The sequence below is a fragment of the Streptomyces aurantiaciflavus genome (assembly GCF_049808595.1).
Taxonomy (GTDB): Bacteria; Actinomycetota; Actinomycetes; order Streptomycetales; family Streptomycetaceae; genus Streptomyces.
Window position 1 is genome coordinate 82,700 of sequence record NZ_JBNCAQ010000013.1, and the last position, 17,824, is coordinate 100,523.

Below are 17,824 nucleotides of genomic sequence, written 5' to 3' on the forward strand. Positions count from 1 at the left end.
GCCCCTCGGACCCCGCCGGGGCTCAGCCCCTGCACCTCGCCGGGGCTCAGCCCCTCCAACCCCGCCGGGGCTCCGCCCCTCCAACCCCGCCTGGGCCCAGCCCCCCAACCCCGCCGGGGCCCAGCCCCCCAACCCCGCCGGGGCTCAGCCCCTGGACCCCAGCGGGGCTCCGCCCCTGCACCCCGGCAAGGCTGACCCGCCACAGCCTGCAAGCGGCGCCGCTCCCCTTCACCCCGGCCGCCGCCGCCCCCGACAACGGGTGGGCCCCGTCCCGGATGCCGAGCGGAACTCCGCCCCCACGCTGAGCGCGGCTTCGTCCCGGCCGGGGCAGGGCTCCCGGCCCCAGACACCGAGCGGGACCCCGTCCCGACACTGAGCGGGGCTTCCGTTCTCCCAACCTGGGCAGGGCCCCCGGCCCGGACACCGAGCGGGACTCCGTCCCCCTGGGCGGGGCTTCCGTTTCTCCCATCCCGGACGCCGAGCAGGACTCCGCCCCCACGCTGAGCAAGGCTTCGTCCCGGCCGGGGCAGGGCCCCCGGTCCGCACCTCGGGTGAGGTTTGGCCTGCCCGCCACAGGCCGCACCCTCACGACCGCCAAGGCCCCGGGCCGGGCGGGCGCGGCTGATGGGGGTGGTGGGGTGGGGCGGGTCGGTGGGGGTGGGGCCGTCGTGGTCGGGCGGGCAGGGTGAAGATGGAGGCAGGAGGTGGTAGACCACTCTCAGCGACAGAGAGGTCGACCGTGGGCACACAGGACGAGGACGACGTGGCCCGTCGGCGGTTCGACGTGGCGGATGCCGCGCCCCTGCTGCTCGACGGGCGGGGTGTGGTGACGAGCTGGACCAGGGACGCCGAGCGGTTGCTGGGATATGCGGCCGCCGAGGCGGTGGGCAAGGACCTGGGCGGGCTGGTGACCCACGCGGACGCCGGGCGGATGCCGGACGTGCTCGAGCGGTGCCGCCAGGAGGGCGGATGGGCCGGGCTGCTGTCGGCCCGGCGCAGGGACGGGCAGCCGGTTCCGGTCATGGCGCGGATCACGTCGGCCGACGAGCCCGGCGGCCCGGCGCGCTGGCTGGTGCTGCTGAACGAGCGGGGCGAAGCCCCCGGCTGGGGCATGAGCCGTTCCGTGCTGGAGCAGATGGTGGACGGGTCGCCGATCGGCATAGCGATCGTGGACACCGACCTGCGCTTCGTGTGGTCGAACGCCGCCCTGTCCCGGTTCGGCGGCGGCCCGCCCGAGCGCCGGCTGGGCCTGCGGCTGGCGGACATCCAACCCGGGCTGGACGCCGAGGCGGCGGAGGCCCAGATGCGCCGCGTGCTGGAGAGCGGCGAGCCCGTCATCGGGTATGAGCACGTGGTGCGGCTCCGGGCGGCGCCGCACCGGGAGACGGCGCACATGCTGTCGTTCACCCGCCTCGACGACGACCACGGCAACCCGATGGGCGTCTACTACACGGTCGTGGACATCACCGACCGCCACCGCGCCCGGCAGCGCCTGGCCCTGCTGGACCGGGCCGGCCGGCTGATCGGCCGCACCCTGGACATCGTGCGGACCGCGCAGGAGCTCGCCGACGTGGCGGTGCCGGGCTTCGCCGACGCCGTGGCCGTGGACCTGCTGGAGGCGGTGCTGCGGGGGGCGGAGCCGGGGGCGGGGCAGAGGGGGGACGGGTCCGTGGCGCTGCGGCGGGCCGGACAGCGGTCCAGGACCGGTGCCGAGGCGTCTTCCTCCCGCTCCGAACCCGTCGTCGCCTATCCGTCCGACTCGCCGCCGGTCCGCTGCCTGGCCGACGGGCGGCCGTGGCTCGCGGAGCGGCTCCGGCCGGAGCACGAGGACTGGCGACCGCTCCTGCCGGTGGTCGGCGGGGAGCACGCCGGGCCGCCGAGTGCTCTGATCGTGCCGGTGCGGGCGCGCGGCGCCACCCTCGGCGTCACGACGTTCCTGCGCCGCTCCACCCAGGAGCCCTTCGGCGAGGACGACGTCGCCCTGGCCGAGGACCTGGTCTCGCGGGCGGCCGTCTGCGTGGACAACGCCCGCCGCTACACCCGCGAGCGGGACGCGGCGCTGGTGCTCCAACGCAGCCTGCTCCCCCACAGCCTGCCCGAGCAGGACGCCGTCGAGGTGGCCGCCTGCTACCGGCCGGCCGACGAACTGACCGGCCTGGGCGGCGACTGGTACGACCTGATCCCGCTGTCGGGGGCGCGGGTGGCCCTCGTGGTGGGCGAGGTGCCCGGGCACGGCATCGACGCCGCCGCGGCCATGGGCCGGCTGCGTACCGCCGTGCGTACGCTCGCCGCGCTGGACCTGCCGCCCGACGAGGTCCTCGCCCACCTCGACGACGTGGTCGCCCGCACGGCCCACGAGGACGGCAGCGGGCCGGAGTCCGTGACGGAGGCCCTGGGGTCGGGGTGCCTGTACGTGGTGTACGACCCCGTCGACGGGCGGTGCGCGATGGCCGCCGCCGGGCATCCCGCCCCGGCGGTCGTCCTGCCCGACGGAACGGTCACGTTCGTCGACCTGCCGCAGGGGCCGCCCCTGGGCGCGGGCGGGCCGTCGTTCGAGTCGGCCGAGTTGCTGCTCGCACCGGACAGCACGCTCGCGCTGCACACGGACGGACTGCTGGCCCAGGGCGAGGAGGGGGCGCTCGACGCGGACCGCGACCGTCTGCGGCAGGCCCTGGAGCGGCAGGCGTCCTCGCTGGACCTGCGCTGCCGGACGGTGATCGACGCCCTCGTCCCGGACCGCCCCCTCGACGACGTGGCCCTGCTGATGGCCCGCACCCGGCGACTGTCCCCGGACCGGGTCGCGCACTGGGAGCTGCCCGCCGACCCGGCCGCGGTCGCCGAGGCCCGCAAGGCCGCGAGCCGCCGACTGGCCGACTGGGACCTCGCGGAGCTGTCGTTCACCACGGAGTTGGTGGTGAGCGAACTCGTCACCAACGCCATCCGCTACGCCTCCAGCCCGATCCGGCTGCGTCTGATCCGTGGGCGCACCCTGATCTGCGAGGTCCACGACGGCGGCGCCACCGCACCCCATCTGCGCCATCCGCGCACCACGGACGAGGGCGGGCGCGGACTGCTGCTGGTCTCACAGGTCACCCGCCGCTGGGGCACCCGCTTCGTCCCCGACGGCAAGATCATCTGGGCCGAGCAGTCGCTCACGGGCCCCGGGGTGTGACGCGGTCGGCTCCGCACGTCGCACCCTCGTGCGAAAATGGCGCAAAACCGGCAGATAGGGCATGGGCCATGAACGACACGGCGATCGACTACGCGGCGGTGTTCCAGGCCCTGCCCGGAATGGTGTCCCTCCTGACGCCGGCGCTGGTCTTCGCGGACGCCAACGACGAGTTCCTGCGCCTGGCCGGCCGCGAGCGCGATCAGGTGATCGGACACCACCTCTTCGAGGTCTTCCCGAACAACCCGAACAACCCCTCCGCGGACGGCATGCGCAATCTGGAGGCCTCGCTGCACCGGGTGCTGTCCACCGGCGAGCGCGACGCCATGGCCCTGCAGCGCTACGACGTCGAGTCGCCCGACCGGCCCGGGGAGTGGGAGGAGCGCTACTGGAGCCCGGTCAACGCGCCGGTGTACGGACCGGACGGCTCGGTGGTGCTGCTGGTGCACCGCGTCGAGGAGGTCACCGAACTGATCCGGGCCCGGGCCGGGCGCGCGGCCGGCCAGGCCGGAAGCCGGGGACGGGTGCTGGAGGCCGAACTGTACACACGCGCCCGTGAACTCCAGGAGCTCAACGAGCGCCTGCGCCTGGCCCACGCCCGCGAGCGCGAGGTGGCCCTCGCCCTCCAGGAGGCGATGCTGCCTCCCCGCCGCCTGGCCCGCCATCACAGCGCGGCCGTGCGCTACCGGCCCGCGGTCGGCGCGCTCAACGTCTGCGGGGACTGGTACGACCTCGTCGACCTCGTCGGCGGCAACCGCGTCGGCGTCTCCGTCGGCGACGTCGTCGGGCACGGGCTGGAGGCCGCCGGCGTGATGGGCCAGTTGCGCAGCGCGCTCAGCGCCGCCTCCCGGGTCGCCGAGGGCCCCGCCCAGGCCCTCAACGTGCTGGGCCGGTACGCGCACGTGGTGGACGGCGCCGAGTCGGCGACCGCGGTGACGACGTTCATCGACTTCGACCACCACACCATCACCTACAGCAGCGCCGGCCATCCCCCGCCGGTGCTGGTGCACCCCGACGGCCGGGTGGAGTTCCTCGACCGGGCCACCGATGCCCCGCTCGACGCCCGCCCCGACCCGGTGCCCAGGCCGCAGGCGACCACCACCTTCGACTCCGGCGCGACCCTCACGCTGTACACCGACGGCCTGGTGGAACGCCGGCACGAGGACATCGACACCGGCCTGGCCCGGCTGGCCGACGCGCTCACCGGCCACCGCTCCGCGGACCCCGAGACCCTAGCCGACGCCGTCCTGCTGGAACTGCTGCCGCCCGGCGGCGCCACGGACGACACGGCGCTCGTGATCGTGCGGCTGTGAGGGAGGCCCCCTGCCCGCGATGACACCCCGTCAGGACGCCGGGTTCCGGCCGTAACCGCCCCCGCCTACACTGACACCCCACACCATGCCGGTTGACCTGCTGGAACACGGCGGCCCCGCCGATCGCCGACCTGAGGAGCGATCCCTTGTTCTACTACCTCCTGAAATACGTGGTGTTGGGACCGCTGCTGAGACTGCTGTTCCGGCCCCGGATAGAGGGGCTCGAGCACGTTCCGGCATCGGGAGCGGCGATCATCGCGGGCAACCATCTGTCGTTCTCGGACCACTTCCTGATGCCCGCGGTCCTCAAGCGGCGCATCACCTTCCTGGCCAAGGCCGAGTACTTCACGGGCCCCGGCATCAAGGGCCGGCTCACCGCGGCCTTCTTCCGCAGCGCGGGGCAGATCCCGGTCGACCGTTCCGGCAAGGAGGCCGGCCAGGCCGCGATCCGTGAGGGCCTCGGCGTCCTGAGCAAGGACGAGTTGCTCGGCATCTACCCGGAGGGCACCCGCTCGCACGACGGCCGCCTCTACAAGGGCAAGGTCGGCGTCGCGGTGATGGCGCTGAAGGCCGGCGTACCGGTCGTCCCCTGCGCGATGATCGGCACCTTCGAGGCACAGCCGCCGGGCAAGGTGATCCCCAACATCCACCCCGTCGTCATCCGCTTCGGCAAGCCCCTCGACTTCTCCCGCTACGCCGGCATGGAGAACGAGAAGGCGGTCCTGCGCGCGATCACCGACGAGATCATGTACGCGATCCTGACGCTGTCCGAGCAGGAGTACGTCGACCAGTACGCGGCCGTGGTCAAGGCCGAGGAGGCGGCGGCCCAGGAGAAGGCGCGCAGGTTCCCGCGGATGCCGTTGAGTTGATCCCCCGTGGACAGGGGTGAGGGGCGGCCGGTGCGATCCGGCCGCCCCTCGTTCTTGCGTGGTGGTGCTTACGGAGCGGTGTCTACGGCTTGGGCGTGGCGTGCGGGGCGCAGGTCACGTCCTTGCCGTCCAGCCTGCCGGTGAGGAGGTAGCTGTCCACCCGGGTGTTGATGCAGGTGTTCACCAGACCGGTGACGCCGTGGGAGCCCGCGTCCTTCTCGGTGATCAGGCGGGAGCCCTTGAAGCGCTGGTGCAGTTCCACGGCGCCCTCGTAGGGGGTGGCCGCGTCACGCTCGGACTGCACGATCAGCACCGGCGGCAGGCCCTTGTGGGTCTTGACGTCCACCGGGGTCTGCTGCTTGGCCGGCCAGAAGGCACAGGGCAGGTTCATCCAGGCGTTGGCCCAGGTCATGAACGGGTGGTCCTTGTGCAGCCGGGTGTTGTCCCGGTTCCAGGTCCGCCAGCTGGTGGGCCACTTGGCGTCGGCGCACTCGACGGCCGTGTAGACGGCGTTGCCGTTCTCGGAGGCGGCGTTACCGACCGTGTCCGTCAGGTCGGGGGCGGCCGCGTCGATCAGGGCCTGCGTGTCACCGGCGAAGTACTTGCTGAAGACGGTGGCGACCGGCACCCACGAGGAGTCGTAGTACGGGGCGCTCTGGAAGAAGGAGATCAGCTCCGCCGGGCCGACGACCCCGCCGAGCGGGCTCTTCTTGGCGGTGGCGCGCAGCTGGAGCCACTTGTCCTGGACGGCGGCGCGGGTGGTGCCGAGGTGGAAGGTGGCGTCGTTGGCGGCGACCCAGTCCTGCCAGTCCTTCCAGCGGCCCTCGAAGGCGACGTCCTGGTCGAGGTTGGCCTCGTACCAGATCTTCTCCCGGGACGGGTTGACGACGCTGTCCACGACCATGCGGCGGACATGGCCCGGGAACAGCGTGCCGTAGACCGCGCCGATGTAGGTGCCGTAGGAGACGCCGAGGTAGTTGAGCTTCTTCTCGCCGAGGGCGGCCCGGATGACGTCCAGGTCCCGCACGGTGTTCGGCGTGGTCATGTACGGCAGCATCTCGCCGCTGCGCTCGTCGCAGCCCTCGGCATACTCACGGGCCAGCTTGATCTGGGCCAGCTTGTCGGCCTCGGAGTCCGGGACCGGGTCGGCCTTGGGCGCCTTGACGAACTCCTGCGGGTCGACGCAGGAGATGGGCGCCGACTTGCCGACACCGCGCGGGTCGAAGCCCACGAAGTCGTAGGCCTTGGCGACGTTGGCCCAGACGGGGGCCTTGGTGGTCACGCGGCGCGGGAAGCGCAGGCCGGAGCCGCCGGGGCCGCCGGGGTTGTAGACGAGCGCGCCCTGGCGCTCCTCCTTCGTGCCCGTGTTGCCGATGCGGTCGACGGCGAGCTTGATCTGCTTGCCGTTCGGCTTGGCGTAGTCGAGCGGCACGGTGACCCAGCCGCACTGGATCGGCTTCTCCAGGCCCCAGTCGGCGGGACAGTCCTGCCAGTCGATCCCGGCCTTCGCGGCGCGCTCCGCGGCGATCGCGGCGCCCCGCATCTCCCGGTCCTGCCCGGACCGGCCGCTGGTGGCGCTGGCCGTGGGAGCGGCGATCGCTCCGGCCATCAGGGTCGCGGTGACGAGCACGCCGGCCGAGCCGAGTGCCGCTGTCCGCCTGTTCGGTCGTATGTCCCTCAAGTGGGGCCCTCCCCGTGTCTGGTGACGACTGGTACGGGGATCCTTTCGGCTGTGAGGTCCCTGAGAACAGGTGTCGTTGGTGTTCTTTGCCAATCCGATAACCGGAGAGGAATGTCCCGCTGACCGGATGAACGGGCCGCTCACGTCAGGGAGTTGAGGGCCTCGTCCAAAACGCGCCGCAACCGCAGCCCGTCCTGCGCGACGGCGGTCACCAGGGCGGCGGGCCCGGCGAGCGGCACGAGGGCGGCGCTTTCGCCGAGGACGCGGGCGGACACGGGGTGCTCGCCGAACTCGGGCCGTACGACGACCAGTTGCCCCAGGGCGCGACGCCCCGCCAGCACAGCGGGCCCGTCCCAGCCCCCCGGGGCGCCGGGCCCGCAGGCAAGCTCCTGGTCGAGTACGGCACGCCCACCCACCCGCACGACGAGCCGGCTGCTGAGCCGTCCGGGCTCCTCCCCCGCCCGCCCCAGCACCTGCTCCTCGCGCAGCACGAGCCGCGCGCCCGGGGCGAGGTCGACGCGCGTGGTGACGTACAGGTCACTGCCCTTCGCGGAGATCAACGGCTCGGGCAGCCAACGCAGTTCACCCTCGTCGTCGACATCGATCCGTACGTCGTAGCGGGCCTCGCCCTTGACCTGCCCCGGCAGGGCGATGGTGGCGGCCGCCGACCCCAACCGCAGCCGGGCGCCCCGCTCGACACTCGCCTCGACGGCGAAGCGGTCGCCGCCCAGGGGCCCGCTCATGGCCCCGACGAGCATGACCCGGGCCTCGCCCTGATCCCCACCCCGGGTCCGCCGCAGCGCGAGGGGGCCGTCGCTCTCGAGAACGGGCAGCGACGTCCCGCCGCACCCGTCCTCCCGCGCCCGGATCCGCGCCGTGGCGTGCACCCCCCTCATGTCACGCCGCCCATGCGGCGAGCCGCGCCCGCACCCAGGCGGCCACGTCACTCACACCGCTCTCGCTCCTCAACGACTGGAAGACGACCGGCAGTTCGGCGCGCTGCGCCTTGGCGTCGGCGGCCATCCGCGCGAGGTCGGATCCGACGTACGGCGCGAGGTCGGTCTTGTTGACGACGAGAAGGTCGGCGGTGGTGACACCGGGGCCGCCCTTGCGCGGGATGTCGTCCCCGCCGGCGACGTCGATGACGAAGATCTGCGCGTCCACGAGCCCCTTGGAGAAGGTGGCGGTGAGATTGTCCCCACCGGACTCGACGAGCACGAGATCCAACGGCCCGACGGCGTCCTCCAGGTCCTCCACCGCTTCGAGGTTGGCGGAGATGTCGTCCCGGATGGCGGTGTGCGGACAGGCCCCCGTCTCGACGGCCGTGATCCGCTCCGGCGGCAACACGGCCTCCCGCAGCAGGAACTCGGCGTCCTCCCGCGTGTAGATGTCGTTCGTCACGACAGCCAGCGACAACTCGTCCCGCAGGACCCGGCAGAGCGCCGCCACCGTAGCCGTCTTACCGGACCCCACAGGCCCCCCGAGCCCGATCCGCAGAGCCCGCCGGCTGCCGTCGGGACGCCGAGCGTCGGCGCTGACGGCGACGGGACCGTCATGAGCGTGGTCAAGATGCATGAATACGGCTCCTCTTCAGCCTGGCCCGAGCTACTTCCGACCTCATCCGGTACTTCCCACCCGCCCCGGTCACCGCCACGTCGGCCCGGCGATGTCCCGCCCGGTCGCACCGCCTGCGGCCCACCTGGGCGAGCGGGTCAGGAGGCGAACAGGCGTACCGGCCATCCCGCATGCGCCTCCGCCCCGATCTCGAGCAGCGGCGCGGACGCCGAGGGAAGCGTGTCGACGCCCTCGGTCAGGGCGGCCGTCCCCGCCGTCACCGCACGGTCCACCATCCGGTCCAGCTCCGGCGCCAGCCGGGCCAGCACCGCCGTGGCCTCGAACGGGTCCAGGCTCAGCAACCGCACCACCGCCGTCGCCGCCCCGCTCACACTCTCGTACGCCGCGCAGTACGCCGCGTCCTCGGGTCCGAGGCCGGCCGCGCGGGCCGTCAGGCCCAGCACGACCGGCTGATGGGCCCCCTTGGGGAACTCCTCTGCCACGGCGGCCAGTTCGTCACTCGGCCAGGTCGCCCGAGCGGCCCGCATCAGCTGGCGCCCCAGCTTGCGTGCCGCCGCCCGCAACGCCGGCGACGGCGTGCGCGCGTCGGCCGCCGCGTCGAGCTCGGCCGGCGCGACCCCGGCCGCGGCCGCCGCGGCCAGCGCCGCCGCCACCAGCCCCGCCGTGTGCAACCGCCCCCGGCAGAAGTCCTCCAGGCTCGCCGCACCGGTGATCCGCCCGGCCTTGACGGCCTCCTCCGCCCCGCCGGAGTGCGCGTGCCCTCCGGCGGGGAAGCGGCCGTCGGCCAGGACGAGTAGTGCTGCCCGTGTCATACCGACGCCGTCAGAAGAGGAAGTAGCGCTGGGCCATGGGCAGTTCGGCTGCGGGCGTCGCCTCGACGAGCTCCCCGTCGATGCGCACGGCGAAGCTGTCGGGGTCGACCTCGACCCGCGGCCGGGCGTCGTTCTCCCGCATGTCCGCCTTGGTCACGCCCCGCGTGGAGTCGATCGCGACGAACCTCTTGCCCAGCTGCAGCCGCTCCGGCAGCCCGTCCTCGACGGCGAGCGGCGCCACGAAGTTGAAGGAGTTGGCGGCGGGGGCCCGGCCGATCGCCCCGTACATCGGGCGCGGCAGGATCGGCTGCGGGGTCGGGATGGAGGCGTTGGCGTCGCCCATCTGCGCGTACGCGATCTGCCCGCCCTTGAGGACGAGGTGCGGCTTGACGCCGAAGAACGCCGGTTCCCACAGGACCAGGTCGGCGAGCTTGCCGGTCTCGACCGAGCCGATCTCCCTCGCCAGTCCCTGCGCGAGCGCCGGGTTGATCGTGTACTTGGCGACATAGCGACGTACGCGGTGGTTGTCGGCGCGGCCGTCGCCGGGCAGCGCGCCCCGCCGCCGCTTCATCACGTGCGCCGTCTGCCAGGTCCGCATGATCACCTCGCCGACGCGGCCCATGGCCTGCGAGTCCGAGGAGATGATCGAGATCGCGCCGAGGTCGTGCAGCACGTCCTCCGCGCCGATCGTGGACGGACGGATCCGCGACTCGGCGAAGGCGAGGTCCTCCGGCACCGCCGGGTTCAGGTGGTGGCACACCATGAGCATGTCGAGGTGCTCCTCGGCGGTGTTCACGGTGAACGGCCGCGTCGGGTTCGTCGAGCTCGGCAGCACATGCGGCTCGGAGACGACGGTCATGATGTCCGGCGCGTGCCCGCCGCCCGCACCCTCGGTGTGGTAGGCGTGGATGCCGCGTCCGGCGATCGCGGCGAGCGTGTCGCCCACGAACCCGGCCTCGTTGAGGGTGTCCGTGTGGATGGCGACCTGGATCCCCGTCCGGTCGGCGACCGTGAGGGAGGCGTCGATGACCGCGGGGGTCGACCCCCAGTCCTCGTGCAGCTTCAGACCCAGCGCGCCGCCGCGGATCTGGGAGAGCATCGCCTCGTGCGAGACGGTGTTGCCCTTGCCGAGGAACCCGATGTTCAGCGGGTACTGCTCCATCGCCTCCAGCATCCGGGCGAGGTGCCACGGGCCCGGCGTCACGGTGGTCGCCTTGGAGCCCTCGGCCGGCCCGGTGCCGCCGCCGACCAGCGTGGTGACGCCCGAGGACAGCGCTTCGTCGGCGATCTGCGGGCAGATGAAGTGGACGTGCGCGTCGATCGCCCCGGCGGTGAGGATCCGGCCGTTGCCCGCGACGACCTCGGTCTCCGGGCCGATCACCAGGTCCGGGTGCACCCCGTCCATCGTGTCGGGGTTGCCCGCCTTGCCGATGCCGGTGATCCGCCCGTCGCGGATGCCGACGTCGGCCTTGACGATCCCCCAGTGGTCCACGATCACGACGCCGGTGATGACGGTGTCAGGTGTCCCCTCCGCGCGCGTGGCATGCGCCTGCCCCATGGACTCGCGGATGACCTTGCCGCCGCCGAACACCGCCTCGTCCCCGGCGAGTCCGGGCCCGCCGGAACGATCCTCCTCGATCTCGACGATCAGGTCGGTGTCGGCGAGCCGGATGCGGTCACCGGTGGTCGGGCCGAACAGGTCGGCGTACGCGGCACGCGAGATCTCAGGCATCGAGGGCACCTCCGGTCTCCCCGCGCAGACCGGGCACGACGCGGGCCCCGGTGAGCGGTACGAGTTCGACGTCGACGGGGATCCCGGGCTCGAAGCGCACGGCGGTGCCGGCGGCGACGTTCAGCCGCTTGCCGCGCGCGGCCGCGCGGTCGAACCGCAGACCGGGGTTGGCCTCGGCGAAGTGGTAGTGGGAGCCGACCTGGACGGGCCGGTCGGCGGAGTTGAGGACGGTGAGCCGGGTGACCTCGCGCCCCTGGTTGTAGACGATCGGGCCCTCGGCGAAAAGGATCTCTCCGGGAATCATCGAGGCCCTCTCAGACGATGGGGTCGTGGACGGTGACGAGCTTGGTGCCGTCCGGGAAGGTCGCCTCGACCTGCACGTCGTGGATCATCTCGGGGATGCCCTCCATGACGTCCTCGCGGGTGAGCAGCTTGCGGCCGGAGGCCATGAGCTCGGCGACCGTACGACCGTCCCGCGCGCCTTCGAGGATGTGCGCCGTGATGAGGGCCACGGCCTCGGGGTGGTTGAGCTTGAGCCCACGGGCCCGGCGCTTCTCGGCGACGTCGGCCGCCACGTGGATCAGCAGCCTCTCCTGCTCGTGCGGGGTCAGTTGCACGTCCCACCTCACCTCCTCGCCCGGGCCGTGCGGGGCCCGGTTGCCGCGGCCACGGGGCAAAGTCCCTGGTGGCATGGAGGGGCAGGCTAGTTGGACCGCATTTCGAACAAGTTAACCGAGCTGTGATCCCGCGGCCTTCGGCTCGGCGTCCGTCATGCTCATCAACGCGCGCAGGCCGTCCCGCAGGACCTCCACCGGGGCGGGCCCGAACAGGGACTGCTGGGCGATGAAGCCGAGAACGGCGGCGATCATCGTGCGGGCCACATGGTCCGGCGGAACGTCCGGGCGCATCCTCCCCGCTCCCTGGTAGGCCTCGACGATCCGCCCCCAGGCCTCGCGCACGGAGCCGTACCCCTCACGCAGGACGACCGCCAGCTCGTCGTTGCGCGGGATCTCCGACCACACCTGGACGACCAGGCGGGGGAAGGCGGGGAGGCCGTCGAGGACGATGTTCTCCCGTTGGGCGAGGCTCCGGCTGAGCACGGTGGCCACGAGTTGGTCGGGCGGCGGGGGCGGGCTCAGCTGAGCCGCGGCGTCGAAACCCGCGCGGACCTCACCGAGCACCTCGGAGACGATCGCGGCGATCAGCTCCTCCTTGCCGCTGAAGTAGCGGTACACCGCCCCGGCCGACAGGTCGGCCTCCTTCAGCACGTCCTGCATCGACGTGGCGTGGAAGCCGTTGCGGGCGAAGCAGAGCGCGGCGGCGTCGAGGATCTGCCGGCGGCGGGCGTCGAGGTGGGCCTGGGATACGCGTGCCATGGCGCCCAACTTAAAACGAACGTTCCTTCTTGACAAGCGACACCCGTCGGGCGCACGGTGGTGGCGTACTTAAAACGAACGATCCTTCTTTTTACCGGCTCCCAGAGCCCGACCGGCTCGGACAGCCAGAGGAGACCTCATGTTCACCGCTTCCGCCCCCACCACCAGGGCCCCCGCCCGGCGCGCGCTCGCGGTCGTCGCCCTCGTGCCCCTCCTCGCGGCGCTCGCCCTGTGGGCCTTCGCCTGGCCCGCCGCCCGCACCGCACCTCGCGACCTGCCGCTCGGCGTGGCGGGCCCGGCCGCCGCGACCGCCCAGGTGGAGAAACAGCTCCAGCGGCACGAGGGCGCCTTCGAGATCCACCGCTACGACGACGAGGCCGCCGCCCGGGACGCGATCGAGGACCGCACCGTGTACGGCGCCGTGGTCGTCACCCCCCGGGGCCCCGAACTGCTGACCGCCTCGGCCGCCAGCCCGGCCGTCGCCCAGCTGTTGCAGCAGGCGGTGGCGCAGCAGGCCGCCGCCGACGGAACCGGCATCCGGACGGTGGACGTCGTCGCCGCGCCCGAGAAGGACCCGCGCGGCGCGGCCCTGACCGCGAGTGTGCTGCCGCTGGCGCTGGCCGGCATCGCCGCGGGCGCGGTGGTGACCCTGCTCGGCCTGCGCGGGATCCGGGCCGCACTCGCACTGGCCGGTGCCGCCGCCCTGGTCGGCATGGTCGCGGCGGCGCTCGCCCACAGCTGGCTCGGCGTGCTCACGGGTGACTGGTGGGCGGAGGCGGCGACGTTCGGCCTGTCGACGCTGGCGGTGAGCGCGGCCGTGGCCGGGACCGCCGCGCTGATCGGCCCGGCGGGCATCGGCCTGGCGGCGTTCCTGATGATGTTCCTCGGCAACCCGTTCTCCGGAGCGGCCTCGGCCCCGCAGATGCTGCCCGAGCCGGCCGGCGCGATCGGCCAGTGGCTGCCGCCGGGCGCCGGGACGAGCCTGCTGCGCTCGGTGTCGTTCTTCGACGGCGCGGCCGCGACCGGCCCCGCCCTCACCCTCACCTGGTGGGCCGCGCTGGGCCTCGGGGCGGTGCTGCTCGGCGGTGCGACGAAGGCGCGCACGAAGATCCCCGAACCGGCCGCCGAGCAGGAGCCCGCACTCGCCGGCTGACCCGCCCGCCACCCGGCCACCCGGCCACCCGGCCACCCGGCCGACCGTGCACCCCGCAGGAGCGGACGGGGGTGCACGGTCTTCTCACGTCCGGCACCTTCCCGTCCGGCGAGCCGGAGGCGTCCTAGGAGGGGCCGGACCCCCGATGCTCCGCCGCGATCCCGAACCGCTGCCGTTCGCCGGGAGCGGACGCGACCTCACGGACGGCGGAGACCGAGCTGATCACCTGCTCCTCGGCCGGGGCGTCGAGCGCGTCCAGCCGCTCCAGGTCGGCGGCGGAGACGAGGGCGACGAGGGGCTTGCCGTGGCGCGTCACGACGACGCGCTCACCGCCGTACACCACGCGGTTGATCAGGTCGGCGAGTTCAGCCCTGGCTTGCGTCACCGGAATCTCGTAGGCCATGACCCCATTCTAACGTCACGTACATCCTGTACATTTTTTACAGACGCAGAAGGAGGGGGTTCCCATGACCCGACCGTCCGCACGCCACGTCCTGCCCGAGTTCACCGAGCGCACCAGCTCCGGGCACCGCACGCTGGACCCGTACTCCAAGCTCCTGGAGGAGCGGATCGTCCTGCTGGGGACGCCGATCGACGACATCTCGGCCAACGATGTGATGGCCCAGTTCATGTACCTGGAGCACCGGGACCCGGACCGGGACATCTCGCTGTACATCAACTCCCCTGGCGGCTCGTTCAGCGCGATGACGGCCGTCTACGACACGCTCCGGTACGTCACCTGTGACGTGGAGACCATCTGCCTCGGCCAGGCCGGTTCGTCCGCCGCCGTGCTGCTGGCCGCCGGCGCCCCGGGCAAGCGGTACGTACTGCCGAGCGCCCGAGTGGTGATCCGCCAGCCGGCGCTCCCCGAGCCGGTCGAAGGTCAGACCGGCGACCTGGCCATCCAGGCCGAGGAGTTGGTCCGCACCCGCGCCCGCCTGGAGGAGATGCTCGTGCGGCACACCGGGCGCGATCCGGAGCAGGTGAGCGCGGACATCGAGCGCGACCGGATCCTCGACGCGCGAGCGGCCGTGGAGTACGGGCTGGCGGACCGGATCATCCCGGGCCGCCGGGTCACGGGTGACGCGCCGGGCGCGAGGTGAGCCGCCGATGCTGCCTCCCGAGCTGCCGCCGCTGCCCGCGCTGACGCGTGCCGAGGCCGAGTTGATCGACCGTTACCTGGAGGTGGCCGACCTGCTGGGCCGCATCAACCCCGCCCACCACGGCGACACCTACCGCGGGCTGCGCGCCGCCCAGGCACTGGTCGGCAAGGCGATCGCGCTGCGGGACGCGCTGACGCTGATGCACCAGCGCGGCGAGAGCGAGCTGCACGCGCCGACGCTCGCGCGGGCGCTGCGCGTCCTGGACGGGGAGCGCCGCACGGCGCGCGTCACGGTGCCGCCGCTCCCCGACAGTTGACGCACGCGCGTCCGGTCCGGGCGGTGTTCGCCATGAGCGTGACGTCCGGACCGGAGTTGAAACGGACCAAACGGCGTACCCACGTTCGGCGTAGCCGTCTCTTCTTTTTCCAGGCCACAGCGGTTGCGCAATCGGCCTAGTCCCGGTGCGGAATGCAGGGTTCCGGCGCTGGTCCGGGGCCTTTCGTCACCTTGACATCTGACCGAACATCAGGGTGTCCACCCGAACGGGTGAGTGGTGAGTAACCCCACAAATCCTCGGTTGCGTTGGGATTTTCGGACATCGGTGAGTCAAGATCCGTGACTGACGACAAGCCCCCGCCACAAGCGGCGGGGCGGTCCGGGCGGACGCCGAGTCCTGCCGCCGCCCGGATGACCGGTCGACAGAAGTGCATCGGCAGGAGTGGAGGACCCAAGCACGACGGGTCGCCGGAACGGTCGACTCCGCATGGAGGCGCCGGGCCGAGCAACCCTTGGGGTGAAGCCGCGACAGCGGCCGGGCAACTTTGTCAGCCCGAATCCGACAGGTCATCCTTCACAGGCGGCTGACGAAGGGTTGCGCATGACTGCGCTCAATCGTGTCCCGTCGCTCATGGTTCGGGCCGGTACGGCCTCGGCCTTCGCGATCGCCGCCGTGGGCGGTTCGATCGTGGTCCCGGGTGTCGCCAGTGACGCCGCCGCGGCCACCCCCGCGACGAAGGCGCTCCAGGTCGCGGCCTCCAAGAAGGGCTCCCCGTACAAGTACGGGGCCACCGGTCCGAACAGGTTCGACTGCTCCGGGCTCACGCTGTACTCGTACAAGAAGGCGGGCAAGAAGCTGCCCCGTACGGCTGCCCAGCAGTACAACAAGACCCGCCACATCTCGGCGAGCAACCGCAAGGCCGGAGACCTGGTGTTCTTCCACTCGGGGTCGAACGTCTACCACGTCGGGATCTACGCGGGTAAGGGCAAGATCTGGCACTCCCCGAAGACCGGGGACGTGGTGCGGCTGCAGAAGATCTGGACCAAGAGCGTCTGGTACGGCCGGGTCAAGTGACCCTCCGGGGCGGGGGGGGGGGGGCGGGCGGCCCCCCCGCCCCCCCCGCGGCCCCCCCCCGGGGGGGGGCCCCGGCCGGGGTGGCGGCGTCAGGGACGCCGCCACCGCCCCGCGCTGTTCCTCGCAGCAGGGGGAGCCCCGGGCCGGTGTCAGGGGTCCTGCTGCCCCGCTGTCGCCACCGGCTCCGCCGGTGACGTCCACGGCAGGTCGATGAAGACGGTCTTGCCGCCCTCACGGGTCGGGCGGACGCGGAGTCTTCCCCCGCACTCCGCGGCGAGCCAGCGGACGATCACCATGCCCCGGCCGTTGTCCTGCTGGACGGCGGCCGGCAGGCGTTTGGGGAAGCGCGGGTGGCTGTCGGTGACGCCGATGCGCAGCCGTTCGTCGCGGTGGAGCACGAGGTCCACCGTGAAGGTGGGGGACTGCCCGAGGGTGTGCTGCACGGCGTTGGTGGCGAGTTCGGAGACGATCAGCCGGATGGTGTCGGCCACCTCCGTCTCCGCCGGCAGACCCCACTCCCCCACGGTGGTCAGTACGAACGCGCGGGCCGTGGACACCGAGGCGGGATCGCTCGGCAGAGTGACGGATGCTTCCAGATGGTCTGCCATGGCGAGGTCGTCCCTTTCCCACGGGACCGGGGTCCGACACGGTGCGGATGGTTCGAGTACGGTCCCGGACCGGTGCTTCGCCGCCAGACTGCCATTACCGCGCCGGTCACGGCCGGCGATCCTCCAACATGTGCATATATCTGTCGCTCGATGCGGTGAACTCTGCTACGGCAGAGCGTATTTGGGCGGCCCGTAAGGAGTAAGGAGCGCTCCATGCAGCACGGTCCCGCGGTGCGCCGCCGGAAACTGGGCGCCGAGCTGCGGGCCCTGCGTGCCCGTGCGGGGCTCACCAGCGGCGAGGCGGCCCGGCTCGTGGGCTGGCACCAGTCGAAGGTGAGCCGGATCGAGACCGGCACCAGCGGCACGAAACCGGCCGACGTGCGGTTACTCCTCGACGCCTACGGCGTCACCGATGCCCGACTGCGGGAACTGATACTGGCGTTGGCCGGATCCGCCGACAGCGGCGGACGTGACCACTGGGTGCACGCCTACCGCGGGGTGCTGCCGCCCGCCTACCGGGACTTCATCAGCCTGGAGTCGCAGGCGAGCGCGATGCGGACGCTGGAGACTACCGTGGTCCCGGGACTGCTCCAGACGCCGGAGTACGCGCGGGCGGTGACGCGGGCCGCCGTGGAGGGCGTCGACGAGGAGCAGCTGGACACGCTGGTGGCGGTGCGGCTGGCCCGCCAGGACGTACTGCGCGCGCACCCTCCGCTGGAGCTGAACGCGGTGCTGGACGAGGCGGTGCTGCGACGGGAGGTGGGCGGTCCCGACGTCATGGCACGACAGCTGGAACGGCTCGTGGAGGCGGCGCGGTTGCCCCAAGTGCGGTTGCAGGTACTGCCGTTCACGGCCGGGGCGCATATCGGCGTCACCGGCCCTTTCGTTATCTTCTCATTTTCGAGCACTTCTGATCTGGACGTGGTTGTTCTCGACCACTTGACGAGTAGCCTCTATCTCGAACGGAAAGAAGACCTCCAGGCCTACACGGAGGCCTTCAACGCCCTTCGGGCGCACGCTCTTTCGCCCGAGGACACACTGGAATACATCGCCGCGACAGCTTCCGGCGCGTAAGGAGGCAC

At 72.4% G+C, this 17,824-nt stretch carries 18 protein-coding genes and 1 riboswitch; of the genes, 8 read left to right on the plus strand and 10 right to left on the minus strand.

Going from position 1 to position 17,824, the window contains the following annotated elements; genetic code table 11:
- Window positions 1-739: 739 nt before the first annotated feature.
- The 3 genes from ACPT94_RS17685 to ACPT94_RS17695 all read left to right on the plus strand — a co-directional run bounded on the left by ACPT94_RS17685 (window position 740) and on the right by ACPT94_RS17695 (window position 5,351).
- Window positions 740-3,172 (plus strand): SpoIIE family protein phosphatase, encoded by a 2,433-nt coding sequence (locus ACPT94_RS17685; protein WP_425246256.1) that lies wholly within the window; start codon window positions 740-742, stop codon window positions 3,170-3,172.
- Window positions 3,173-3,240: 68 nt separating this feature from the next.
- Window positions 3,241-4,482, plus strand: a complete 1,242-nt coding sequence (locus ACPT94_RS17690; RefSeq protein WP_360344005.1) for a PP2C family protein-serine/threonine phosphatase — start codon at window positions 3,241-3,243, stop codon at window positions 4,480-4,482.
- Between the two features lie 146 nt (window positions 4,483-4,628).
- On the plus strand, window positions 4,629-5,351 hold the full coding sequence (locus ACPT94_RS17695) for a lysophospholipid acyltransferase family protein (RefSeq protein ID WP_360344002.1): 723 nt from the start codon (window positions 4,629-4,631) through the stop codon (window positions 5,349-5,351).
- Between the two features lie 82 nt (window positions 5,352-5,433).
- Here ACPT94_RS17695 and ACPT94_RS17700 read toward each other — a convergent pair whose 3' ends face one another.
- From ACPT94_RS17700 to ACPT94_RS17735, 8 genes are all read right to left on the minus strand, one after another.
- Window positions 5,434-7,032: an alpha/beta hydrolase gene (locus tag ACPT94_RS17700; RefSeq protein WP_360343999.1), complete on the minus strand. Its 1,599-nt coding sequence runs from the start codon at window positions 7,030-7,032 to the stop codon at window positions 5,434-5,436.
- 140 nt (window positions 7,033-7,172) lie between these two features.
- On the minus strand, window positions 7,173-7,928 hold the full coding sequence (locus ACPT94_RS17705; RefSeq protein WP_360343996.1) for an urease accessory protein UreD: 756 nt from the start codon (window positions 7,926-7,928) through the stop codon (window positions 7,173-7,175).
- A gap of 1 nt (window position 7,929) precedes the next feature.
- Window positions 7,930-8,607, minus strand: a complete 678-nt coding sequence (gene ureG / locus ACPT94_RS17710) for an urease accessory protein UreG (protein WP_360343993.1) — start codon at window positions 8,605-8,607, stop codon at window positions 7,930-7,932.
- A gap of 137 nt (window positions 8,608-8,744) precedes the next feature.
- Complete coding sequence (locus ACPT94_RS17715; protein ID WP_360343990.1) at window positions 8,745-9,419, minus strand: urease accessory protein UreF; 675 nt, start codon at window positions 9,417-9,419, stop codon at window positions 8,745-8,747.
- Between the two features lie 10 nt (window positions 9,420-9,429).
- Window positions 9,430-11,151, minus strand: coding sequence for an urease subunit alpha (locus ACPT94_RS17720; RefSeq protein ID WP_360343987.1), 1,722 nt, complete (start codon window positions 11,149-11,151; stop codon window positions 9,430-9,432).
- Entirely contained in the window at window positions 11,144-11,455 is a 312-nt protein-coding gene (locus ACPT94_RS17725; RefSeq protein ID WP_360343984.1) for an urease subunit beta, read from the minus strand. The genes ACPT94_RS17720 and ACPT94_RS17725 overlap by 8 nt, the downstream gene beginning before the upstream one ends.
- A 10-nt stretch (window positions 11,456-11,465) precedes the next feature.
- Window positions 11,466-11,768, minus strand: a complete 303-nt coding sequence (locus ACPT94_RS17730) for an urease subunit gamma (RefSeq protein ID WP_360344269.1) — start codon at window positions 11,766-11,768, stop codon at window positions 11,466-11,468.
- Window positions 11,769-11,879: 111 nt separating this feature from the next.
- Entirely contained in the window at window positions 11,880-12,527 is a 648-nt protein-coding gene (locus ACPT94_RS17735) for a TetR/AcrR family transcriptional regulator (RefSeq protein ID WP_360343981.1), read from the minus strand.
- Between the two features lie 139 nt (window positions 12,528-12,666).
- Between ACPT94_RS17735 and ACPT94_RS17740 the strand changes: the two genes are divergently transcribed.
- Window positions 12,667-13,680, plus strand: a complete 1,014-nt coding sequence (locus ACPT94_RS17740; protein WP_360343978.1) for an ABC transporter permease — start codon at window positions 12,667-12,669, stop codon at window positions 13,678-13,680.
- 124 nt (window positions 13,681-13,804) lie between these two features.
- On the opposite strand, the gene ACPT94_RS17745 is transcribed toward ACPT94_RS17740, so the two are convergent.
- Window positions 13,805-14,083, minus strand: a complete 279-nt coding sequence (locus tag ACPT94_RS17745; RefSeq protein ID WP_360343975.1) for a type II toxin-antitoxin system Phd/YefM family antitoxin — start codon at window positions 14,081-14,083, stop codon at window positions 13,805-13,807.
- A gap of 64 nt (window positions 14,084-14,147) precedes the next feature.
- Here ACPT94_RS17745 and ACPT94_RS17750 point away from each other — a divergent pair, with 64 nt between their 5' ends.
- The 3 genes from ACPT94_RS17750 to ACPT94_RS17760 all read left to right on the plus strand — a co-directional run bounded on the left by ACPT94_RS17750 (window position 14,148) and on the right by ACPT94_RS17760 (window position 16,134).
- A complete protein-coding gene (locus ACPT94_RS17750; RefSeq protein ID WP_360343972.1) occupies window positions 14,148-14,783 on the plus strand; it encodes an ATP-dependent Clp protease proteolytic subunit in 636 nt (211 codons plus the stop codon).
- 7 nt (window positions 14,784-14,790) lie between these two features.
- Window positions 14,791-15,099 (plus strand): hypothetical protein, encoded by a 309-nt coding sequence (locus ACPT94_RS17755; RefSeq protein WP_360343969.1) that lies wholly within the window; start codon window positions 14,791-14,793, stop codon window positions 15,097-15,099.
- A gap of 416 nt (window positions 15,100-15,515) precedes the next feature.
- Window positions 15,516-15,657, plus strand: a riboswitch (cyclic di-AMP (ydaO/yuaA leader).
- A gap of 3 nt (window positions 15,658-15,660) precedes the next feature.
- On the plus strand, window positions 15,661-16,134 hold the full coding sequence (locus ACPT94_RS17760) for a C40 family peptidase (protein WP_360343966.1): 474 nt from the start codon (window positions 15,661-15,663) through the stop codon (window positions 16,132-16,134).
- A 149-nt stretch (window positions 16,135-16,283) separates the two neighbouring features.
- Here ACPT94_RS17760 and ACPT94_RS17765 read toward each other — a convergent pair whose 3' ends face one another.
- Complete coding sequence (locus tag ACPT94_RS17765; RefSeq protein WP_360342441.1) at window positions 16,284-16,742, minus strand: ATP-binding protein; 459 nt, start codon at window positions 16,740-16,742, stop codon at window positions 16,284-16,286.
- A 213-nt stretch (window positions 16,743-16,955) separates the two neighbouring features.
- Between ACPT94_RS17765 and ACPT94_RS17770 the strand changes: the two genes are divergently transcribed.
- Window positions 16,956-17,816, plus strand: coding sequence for a helix-turn-helix domain-containing protein (locus tag ACPT94_RS17770; RefSeq protein ID WP_360342438.1), 861 nt, complete (start codon window positions 16,956-16,958; stop codon window positions 17,814-17,816).
- Window positions 17,817-17,824: the final 8 nt, after the last annotated feature.

Coding starts and splice junctions, on each gene's coding strand:
- ACPT94_RS17715 (WP_360343990.1), bottom strand. CDS start 9,419: ATGACACGGGCAGCACTACTCGTCCTGGCCGACGGCCGCTTCCCCGCC.
- ACPT94_RS17705 (WP_360343996.1), bottom strand. CDS start 7,928: ATGAGGGGGGTGCACGCCACGGCGCGGATCCGGGCGCGGGAGGACGGG.
- ACPT94_RS17760 (WP_360343966.1), top strand. CDS start 15,661: ATGACTGCGCTCAATCGTGTCCCGTCGCTCATGGTTCGGGCCGGTACG.
- ACPT94_RS17765 (WP_360342441.1), bottom strand. CDS start 16,742: ATGGCAGACCATCTGGAAGCATCCGTCACTCTGCCGAGCGATCCCGCC.
- ACPT94_RS17725 (WP_360343984.1), bottom strand. CDS start 11,455: ATGATTCCCGGAGAGATCCTTTTCGCCGAGGGCCCGATCGTCTACAAC.
- ACPT94_RS17745 (WP_360343975.1), bottom strand. CDS start 14,083: ATGGCCTACGAGATTCCGGTGACGCAAGCCAGGGCTGAACTCGCCGAC.
- ureG (WP_360343993.1), bottom strand. CDS start 8,607: ATGCATCTTGACCACGCTCATGACGGTCCCGTCGCCGTCAGCGCCGAC.
- ACPT94_RS17735 (WP_360343981.1), bottom strand. CDS start 12,527: ATGGCACGCGTATCCCAGGCCCACCTCGACGCCCGCCGCCGGCAGATC.
- ACPT94_RS17690 (WP_360344005.1), top strand. CDS start 3,241: ATGAACGACACGGCGATCGACTACGCGGCGGTGTTCCAGGCCCTGCCC.
- ACPT94_RS17720 (WP_360343987.1), bottom strand. CDS start 11,151: ATGCCTGAGATCTCGCGTGCCGCGTACGCCGACCTGTTCGGCCCGACC.
- ACPT94_RS17740 (WP_360343978.1), top strand. CDS start 12,667: ATGTTCACCGCTTCCGCCCCCACCACCAGGGCCCCCGCCCGGCGCGCG.
- ACPT94_RS17755 (WP_360343969.1), top strand. CDS start 14,791: ATGCTGCCTCCCGAGCTGCCGCCGCTGCCCGCGCTGACGCGTGCCGAG.
- ACPT94_RS17750 (WP_360343972.1), top strand. CDS start 14,148: ATGACCCGACCGTCCGCACGCCACGTCCTGCCCGAGTTCACCGAGCGC.
- ACPT94_RS17770 (WP_360342438.1), top strand. CDS start 16,956: ATGCAGCACGGTCCCGCGGTGCGCCGCCGGAAACTGGGCGCCGAGCTG.